Here is a 7,936-nt window from a genome sequence, read left to right as displayed (position 1 = left end):
ATTATTACGATTTTCATGTTTAATACACTCAAGTGTACTTTTTTCAGTATGTTATTTTATACGGTTAAGTAGATGATTTAAATCACTACACACACCGAAAGATTTAAGGTGATTATTGCGATAGGGCTCACCTCTTACCATTCCGAACAGAGAAGTTAAGCCTATTTGCGCCGATGGTACTACATTCGTGGGAGAGTAGGTCGTCGCCTTTTTTAGAGAATCCTCAACATTTATTTGTTGAGGATTTTTTTTGTTTAAACCTTTTTTGAAACGAAGCATAAACCATATAAAAACTAATGTCTAAGACTATAGACTTAAGTTGGTAGGTCTTGCGCGAGTGATAGCAGCGGCATCCTTTTTTTTGTTGCACTTATGCAAAAAAAAGATATAGCGGATAGCACGGTTTTTATTTTTATAAAAACGCGCCATTAATAAATTGATTAATTGAATTCTATGAGTACTTATATTATCTATTGTTTATAAGAATTATAGCAATGAAATTTAATAGTTTATTGTAAGGATATTATTAATTATTGACTAATCGGTAGAATTAATTTTATTAATCAATTAATTCTAATTAAATTCGTAAATATGAATAGCATTATTGAATCCTCTTTACTTACCCTACAAAAATCTAAAGATCTATTATTAAAATTGTCTAATGAGGAACTTAGTGATGCATCTGTTTCTCCATATTATTCTAGTGTTGGCTCTCACTTGAGACATATATATGATTTTTATTATTGTGCGTTAGAATTTAATAATGAAGGAAAGATTGATTTAACTTCTAGAAAAAGAGATTTAGCGGTAGAGAATTGCTGTGAATCAGCGCGTAATTATCTTAATAAAATTATTGAAAAATTAATGGCTATTGAAGCTAAGTTAACAGATTCTATAATTGTTACTGATGATTTAGGTTGTGGTAAGATTGAGATTGAGTATACTTATTCTGCATTATTAGCTCAAGCAAATAGCCATACTATACACCATTATGCTATAATAGGTTACATACTTGATAGATTGAATATTACTTTTAAAGATTGTAATTTTGGATACAATCCTACAACACCTAAAAAAGAAGAAGTTTTGGTTAAAAATTAGATTTACTTATTACTTTTAAACATACTGTCCAGTACTGTGTTTAAACCTTTAAAAGCAAAAAATATTGCTGATATACACGCCACTATTCCAACTATTAGTAAAGGAATGTAAAGTGGTTTTTCTTGATTACTAAAAGCTATATATATAAATGATGGACCAAGGAACATTAGAGCTAGAGATATTCCCATTTTTTTAATTCCTCTTGTTAGTACATCTTTATCTGTTTTTTTAGTTTCCATTTTTTGTAGAATTATACGCTTCTATTGTAGCTCTTACATTATGATTTACGTTTAAAAGAGTTTTTGCTTCTTGCTCTTCAATTTTTAGTTCTGACATAATCATTTTTACTCCTCTATCGACTAGTTTATTATTACTAAGTTGCATATCTATCATTTTATTGCCTTTTACTTTTCCTAGTTTTATCATGCTAGATGTTGTTAGCATATTAAGTACTAATTTTTGAGCTGTACCAGCTTTCATTCTAGAACTTCCAGTTACAAATTCTGGACCTACAACTACATCGATTGGAAATTTTGCAGTGTGTGATAATGGACTTTGACTATTACATGAAATAGATCCAGTAATGATTTCGTTATTGTTACATTCTTTTAATGCTTCGATAACGTAAGGTGTTGTTCCGGAAGCGGCAATGCCTACTACAACATCGTTTTTATTAATGTTATGTTCTTGTAGGTCTTTCCAACCTTGATTTGTTGAATCTTCTGCAAACTCTACGGCTTTTCTAATAGCTATGTCTCCACCGGCGATTAAACCAACAACCATTTCGTGTGGAACACCAAATGTTGGAGGACACTCTGAAGCATCTACAATCCCTAATCGACCACTTGTTCCAGCACCGATGTAAAATAATCTTCCTCCATTTTCTAACTTTAAAACTATTTGTTCTACAAGTTTTTCAATTTGCGGTAATGCTTTTTCTACAGCTAATGGTACTGTTTGATCTTCTTTATTTATGTTTGTTAAAAGCTCTAAAGTGCTCATTTTTTCTAAATGATTGTAATTAGATTCTTTTTCGGTAGTTTTTATAAATGTCATAGTTGTAAAAATACGATAATTGTGCTTAATTGTAATACTGCATTTGCGTTAGTGGTAGCAGCGGCATCCTTTTTTTTGTTGCACTTATGCAAAAAAAAGATATAGTGGATTACACGACTGAAACATGTTTTTTACATGTTTTGGTAACGCCCAAAATATATTACTCAATAGTATACATAACTTCTGTAGCCTGTGATACTCTAAAGTAACCAAAAGGGAAATTTTGAGGATTAGTTTGGTTTATGCAGTTTCCACGAACGGTTGCTGGTTGTATTTCGAAAGGTCCACCACCGTCTGAAGTTTGTTGTAATAATAATGTCATGAATTGGTAGAACTGCTTTGATACACCGTAATTTCTTATCATTAACTCGTTTCCTACTTCTGTATCTTCGTTTGAATAGAATGCAAAGATTTGGTTGCCGTTTATAAATTCGTCATCGTAGACTTGTAGGTTTGGATTGCTTTCATACTCTTCCTGAAATTCAAAAAAATAGTAATTTTCTTCGTCTGCAGGATCTGTATAAAAAGCTTTTATTTCGATTTCGTCTCCTGAAAATCCACCATCATTATTTTGCTCTACATAATCTATTGGTGTAACAGCCGTTAGAGTTTCTATACCAAAATAAGTTTCGTTGTTATAAATAACAGTTAATGAGTATTCTTGATTTAATTGAGGATTGAAATTAAAGCATTCGTATGTACCATTTGAATTTGTATCTATAAAGTTATAGACGGTATTATTTTGATCTGTTACAAAAATATTTGCACCAGTTGCGGCTGGTATTTCATTATTAAAAAAAGGAGCAGAAAGTGTTAATTTTATAGTTTGGTATGATCCCGATGTTCCTTCGAACCAATTTAAAGAAGCATCTATTACTAAACGAGGTTCTGCATTAGGGACTTCAAGTTCTATTACATCTTGGCAAGATGAAAAGATGAAGAATATAAATAAGATATATATTGAGTTTTTCATTTTTTAAAATTTAAAGTTATAAGAAACAGATGGTACGGCTCCAAAAATAGATAAACGTGTTGCTTCGTTATTTCCATTATCTTCGTTTTGAGCGAAAGAAATTGAAGCCGCATTACGTCTATTATATGCGTTATAAAGACCAAAAACCCATGAGCCTTGCCAACCTTTTGTTCTTTCTGGTTTTGGTGTATATGTTGCAGAAAAATCTAAACGGTGATAGCTTGGTAAACGTGTAGAGTTTCGTGCACTATAATTAGGGATTACGATATTGTTATAAGTATATTGTCCGTTAGGGTAAGTTGTAGGCTGGCCAGTTTGAAATAAGAAATTTGCATTAAGATCCCATTTTTTATTTAGATTGTAACTTGTTGTAATTGATAAATCGTGTGTTTTATCGTAACCTGTGTTGTACCAATCTCCATTATTTATTCCTGTTTCTAAAGCTGTTCTTCCTTGTGTTCTTTGTTCAGATTTAGAGATTGTATAAGCAATCCAACCTTTAAAACGACCTTCGTTTTTTCTAAACAATACTTCTAAACCGTAAGCTCTTGCTTTTCCATTTAATATAACACGTTCTATAGCATCGTTTGCAATTAGATTAGCACTATCGATATAATCGATTCTATTTTTTACGTCTTTATAATAACTTTCTATTTCTAAAGAGTAATCACCGTCCTTTAAATTTTTAAAATACCCAATAGCATATTGATCTAAAAGTTGTGGCTTAATATACTTTCCACTTGGAGCCCAAACATCTAAAGGTGTTGGAGAACTTGTATTAGACAATAAATGTAGATATTGTGACATGCGATTATAACTTGCTTTTACAGAAGTTTTTCTATTAAATTGATAAGCAGCAGAGAAGCGTGGCTCTAAATTTATAAACGATTTTATTGTTTTACTTTGGCTAGCAGATTCAGTGCCAATAGCATCTGCACTTTCATAAATTTGAAAATCGTTGTTAAAAGTTACAGCTTGGTTGTTTTGGTATATATTTAGTTCACTTTGTCCTAGTCGTTGAAATGTACTTAACCTTAATCCGTAGGCAAGTGTTAAGTTATCTAACACTTTATGTTCGGCATCGAGATAAATAGCATTTTCGAAAGCATATTTATCTATTAGTTTTTGTTCATTTATTCCAGAAGTAGGAGTAGAAGGCTCTATTTCTCCAGGATTAAATTTATAATAAATACTGTTTAAACCATATTGTAATTTAAAATTATTACTTATATAATGTTTAAAATCGTATTTGAAATTAAAATTCTGAATTCCAGAGTTCCATTTAAATTCTACAAAATCTAGATTTAGACCGTAGTAATAATCTGAATAAATAAGTGACATGTTAGAAAACAGTTTATCGTTAAATAAATGATTCCATCTAAAGTTTACGATGGTATTTCCGTATGTGTTTTCGAAACTATTAGCTAGATTAAAAACATCTCGACCAAAATAACCAGACAAGTAAATGTTGTTGTTTTCGTTTAATTTGTAACTTAATTTTGTGTTTAAATCGTAGAAATAAGCAACATTATCAAGATCGAATAGTGGTAAAAATAAATGCGCATAAGAACTTCTACCACCTAAAAGAAATGAGCCTTTATCTTTTTTTAATGGTCCTTCGACAAGTAAACGGCTAGAGACAATACCAATTCCTCCATTGGCATGAAAATCTTTACTACTCCCTTCTTTTTGATAAATATCTAAAACTGAAGAAACACGCCCTCCATAACGAGCAGGAATTCCACCTTTATATAATTTTAAATCTTTTATAGCGTCAGGATTGAATACTGAGAATAATCCAAAAAGATGAGAAGAGTTAAAAACTGTAGCTTCGTCTAATAGTATAAGGTTTTGATCTGCTGCACCACCTCTAACATTAAACCCAGAAGATCCTTCTCCGGCATTGGTAACACCAGGTAATAAAGTTATTGCTTTTAAAACATCGGCTTCGCCAAGTACAACAGGAATTTGTTTTATTGTTGAAGACGATAATGCGTTAACGCTCATTTGTGGTTTTCTAATACTCAGTTTTTCTACGTTTTCTGTAATAATAACTTCTTCTAAACTTTCTGTGGCTTCATTTAAAAGTATACTCTTTTTTTGATTTTTAGTAAGAACAATATTTTCTACTTTGTCTGTATAACCAATGTAGCTAACCACTAATTTGTAATTGCCTTTTGGTAATGTTATTGAATAAAAACCATATTCATTTGTAGTAGTACCAGTGTTTAATTCTGGTACAAGAATGTTTACACCAATTAAAGTTTCGTTTGTGCCTTGATCTTGAATAACGCCGCTTAGTGTAAATTTTTCTTGCGCCGAAATAAAAAAACTACTTAAACATATTATTATAAGTAATAGCGATTTTGATTGATTCATTTATCGTAATTTGATTTAGTGTAAATGTAGTAAAAGATATTTTTTTATAGGTTAATCTATTTTAAGTTAACGTAGTTTCTTTTATTATTATTGAATAGAATATTTCTTTTTTATAAATAAAAAAAGCACCCAAATTGGATGCTTTTTTAAACCTCAATAAAAAAGTTATTATTTCAGAATACTATTAAGCGTTTTACTTGGACGCATAACAGCATTTATTAAGTCTTCTTTTGGTTCGTAATAACCACCAATATTTACAGGACTTCCTTGTATATCGTTTAGTTCACTTAGAATTTTAGCTTCGTTAGCTTCTAATTCTTTTGCAATAGGAGCAAATTCTTTAGCCAAATCGCTATCTGTAGTTTGGTTTGCTAATTCTTGAGCCCAATACATTGCTAAATAAAAATGAGAACCTCTATTGTCTAACTCTCCAGCTTTACGACTAGGACCTTTTTTATTTTCCAATAAAGTTTCGGTTGCATTGTCTAAGGCATCTCCTATAATTTTAGCTTTAGGATTATTATTTACAATACTAAAATGTTCAAGAGAAACAGCTAGTGCTAAAAACTCTCCTAAAGAATCCCAACGTAAATGGTTTTCTTCTAAAAGTTGTTGCACATGTTTAGGAGCAGATCCACCAGCACCAGTTTCAAATAAACCACCACCATTCATTAAAGGAACAATAGATAACATTTTTGCACTTGTACCAACTTCAAGAATTGGAAACAAATCTGTTAAATAATCACGTAAAACATTTCCAGAAACAGAAATAGTATCTTTTCCTTCTTTTAATCTTTTACAAGTAAAAATTGTAGCATCGATAGGAGAAAGGATACGTATATCTAATCCGTTAGTATCATGATCTTTTAAGTATGTGTTTACTTTTTTAATTAGTTGAGCATCGTGAGCTCTCTTTTTATCTAACCAGAAAACAGCAGGAGTTTGAGATGCTCTTGCTCTAGTGACAGCTAACTTTACCCAATCTTGGATTGGTGCATCTTTAGCTTGACACATTCTCCATATATCTCCAGGTTCAACATCATGCGATATTAAAACTTTTCCTTTAGCATTTATAACTTCAACTTTTCCGTTAGAAGCGATTTCAAATGTTTTATCATGAGAACCGTACTCTTCAGCTTTTTGAGCCATTAATCCAACATTAGGAACAGTACCCATAGTTGTAGGATCGAAAGCACCATGTTCTTTACAGAAATCTATAGTTGCAGTGTAAATTCCTGCATAACTACTATCTGGAATTACAGCTTTAGTATCTTGAGATTTTCCATCTGCATTCCACATTTGACCAGAGTTACGAATCATTGCAGGCATAGAAGCATCAATAATAACATCACTAGGTACATGTAAATTTGTAATTCCTCTATCGCTATTTACCATAGCTAAATCTGCGCTATGCTCTAGTGTATAACGAATATTTTCTTTAATTTCTTCACGTAAATCTTCTGGTAACTCTTTTAATTTACTTAATAAGTTTCCAAAACCATTGTTAACATCTACACCAATTTTATTAAAAGCTTTTCCATGTTTTTTAAATAAATCTTTAAAGAAGACACGAACAGCGTGACCAAAAATAATTGGATCACTAACTTTCATCATTGTTGCTTTCATGTGTAACGAAAATAACACACCTTTATCTAAAGCATCTTCAACTTGTTCCTCTAAAAAATCAATTAAAGCTGTTTTACTCATTATTGTAGCATCAATAATTTCGTCTTGTAATAATGCTAAATTATCTTTTAAAACAGTAGTCTTTCCGTTGTCATCTGTATGTTGAATTTTTACAGTTGTTGCTTCTGCTAAAGTTATAGATTTTTCATTATGTGCAAAATCTCCCTCAGTCATTGTAGCAACGTGAGTTTTAGAATCTTTAGACCATGCACCCATAGAATGCGGATTCTTTTTTGCGTAATTTTTTACTGCTTTTGGTGCACGTCTATCACTATTACCTTCACGTAATACTGGATTTACAGCACTACCTTTAATTTTATCGTAACGAGACTGTATATCTTTGTCAGTATCATTAGTAGCTTCATCTGGGTAATTAGGTATTTTAAAACCTTGTTCTTGAAGCTCTTTTATAGCAGCTTTAAGTTGTGGTAAAGAAGCACTAACGTTAGGTAATTTTATAATATTTGCTTCAGGCTTTTTTGCTAATTCACCTAAGAAAGCTAAGTCATCAGTTACCTTTTGATCATCATTTAAAAAATCTGGAAACACAGCTAATATTCTAGAAGCTAAAGAAATATCTTTAGTTTCAATATCAATCCCTGAAGACTTTACAAAAGCTTCAACAATAGGTAGAAAAGAGCGTGTTGCTAAAGCAGGAGCTTCATCTGTTTTTGTATAAATGATTTTTGGAGTTGTAGACATATAAATTCGATGTTTAAATTCTTAAATTCCGAAAAAATT

6 protein-coding genes and 1 rRNA gene are annotated in these 7,936 nt (G+C 31.1%); 2 read left to right on the top strand and 5 right to left on the bottom strand.

All coding sequences use genetic code 11. The annotated features are described in order from the left end of the window. The first annotated feature begins 104 nt into the window (after positions 1-104). Both rrf and Q0935_RS12340 read left to right on the top strand, forming a co-directional pair. Positions 105-212, top strand: a 5S ribosomal RNA gene (gene rrf / locus Q0935_RS12345). 379 nt (positions 213-591) lie between these two features. Continuing rightward, the gene (locus tag Q0935_RS12340; protein WP_299254966.1) at positions 592-1,101 is read left to right on the top strand and encodes a hypothetical protein; all 510 of its coding nucleotides are present in this window, start codon (positions 592-594) and stop codon (positions 1,099-1,101) included. Between the two features lie 2 nt (positions 1,102-1,103). Here the strand turns inward: Q0935_RS12340 and Q0935_RS12335 are convergent, their stop codons facing one another. The 5 genes from Q0935_RS12335 to Q0935_RS12315 form a co-directional block, all read right to left on the bottom strand. Continuing rightward, positions 1,104-1,340, bottom strand: coding sequence for a DUF6095 family protein (locus tag Q0935_RS12335; protein ID WP_299386541.1), 237 nt, complete (start codon positions 1,338-1,340; stop codon positions 1,104-1,106). Further along, positions 1,330-2,157 (bottom strand): N-acetylmuramic acid 6-phosphate etherase, encoded by an 828-nt coding sequence (gene murQ, locus Q0935_RS12330; RefSeq protein WP_299386535.1) that lies wholly within the window; start codon positions 2,155-2,157, stop codon positions 1,330-1,332. Before murQ ends, Q0935_RS12335 begins: the two co-directional genes overlap by 11 nt. A 160-nt stretch (positions 2,158-2,317) precedes the next feature. After that, the gene (locus Q0935_RS12325) at positions 2,318-3,130 is read right to left on the bottom strand and encodes a DUF4249 domain-containing protein (protein ID WP_299386531.1); all 813 of its coding nucleotides are present in this window, start codon (positions 3,128-3,130) and stop codon (positions 2,318-2,320) included. A 3-nt stretch (positions 3,131-3,133) separates the two neighbouring features. After that, positions 3,134-5,509 carry a TonB-dependent receptor gene (locus Q0935_RS12320; protein WP_299386527.1) on the bottom strand — a complete coding sequence of 792 codons (2,376 nt, stop codon included), beginning with the start codon at positions 5,507-5,509 and terminating at the stop codon, positions 3,134-3,136. 168 nt (positions 5,510-5,677) lie between these two features. Next, positions 5,678-7,897: an NADP-dependent isocitrate dehydrogenase gene (locus tag Q0935_RS12315; RefSeq protein WP_299386523.1), complete on the bottom strand. Its 2,220-nt coding sequence runs from the start codon at positions 7,895-7,897 to the stop codon at positions 5,678-5,680. Positions 7,898-7,936: the final 39 nt, after the last annotated feature.

Origin of the sequence: uncultured Lacinutrix sp., from assembly GCF_947500605.1 — a bacterium.
Taxonomy (GTDB): Bacteria; Bacteroidota; Bacteroidia; order Flavobacteriales; family Flavobacteriaceae; genus Lacinutrix.
The sequence above is the reverse complement of the archived record's forward strand: the minus strand, read 5'-3'. Positions and strand labels throughout refer to the sequence as shown.

Bases quoted from the DNA above. Each gene is read 5' to 3' on its own strand.
- Q0935_RS12340 (WP_299254966.1), top strand. From the start codon at position 592: ATGAATAGCATTATTGAATCCTCTTTACTTACCCTACAAAAATCTAAA.
- Q0935_RS12335 (WP_299386541.1), bottom strand. From the start codon at position 1,340: ATGGAAACTAAAAAAACAGATAAAGATGTACTAACAAGAGGAATTAAA.
- murQ (WP_299386535.1), bottom strand. From the start codon at position 2,157: ATGACATTTATAAAAACTACCGAAAAAGAATCTAATTACAATCATTTA.
- Q0935_RS12325 (WP_299386531.1), bottom strand. From the start codon at position 3,130: ATGAAAAACTCAATATATATCTTATTTATATTCTTCATCTTTTCATCT.
- Q0935_RS12320 (WP_299386527.1), bottom strand. From the start codon at position 5,509: ATGAATCAATCAAAATCGCTATTACTTATAATAATATGTTTAAGTAGT.
- Q0935_RS12315 (WP_299386523.1), bottom strand. From the start codon at position 7,897: ATGTCTACAACTCCAAAAATCATTTATACAAAAACAGATGAAGCTCCT.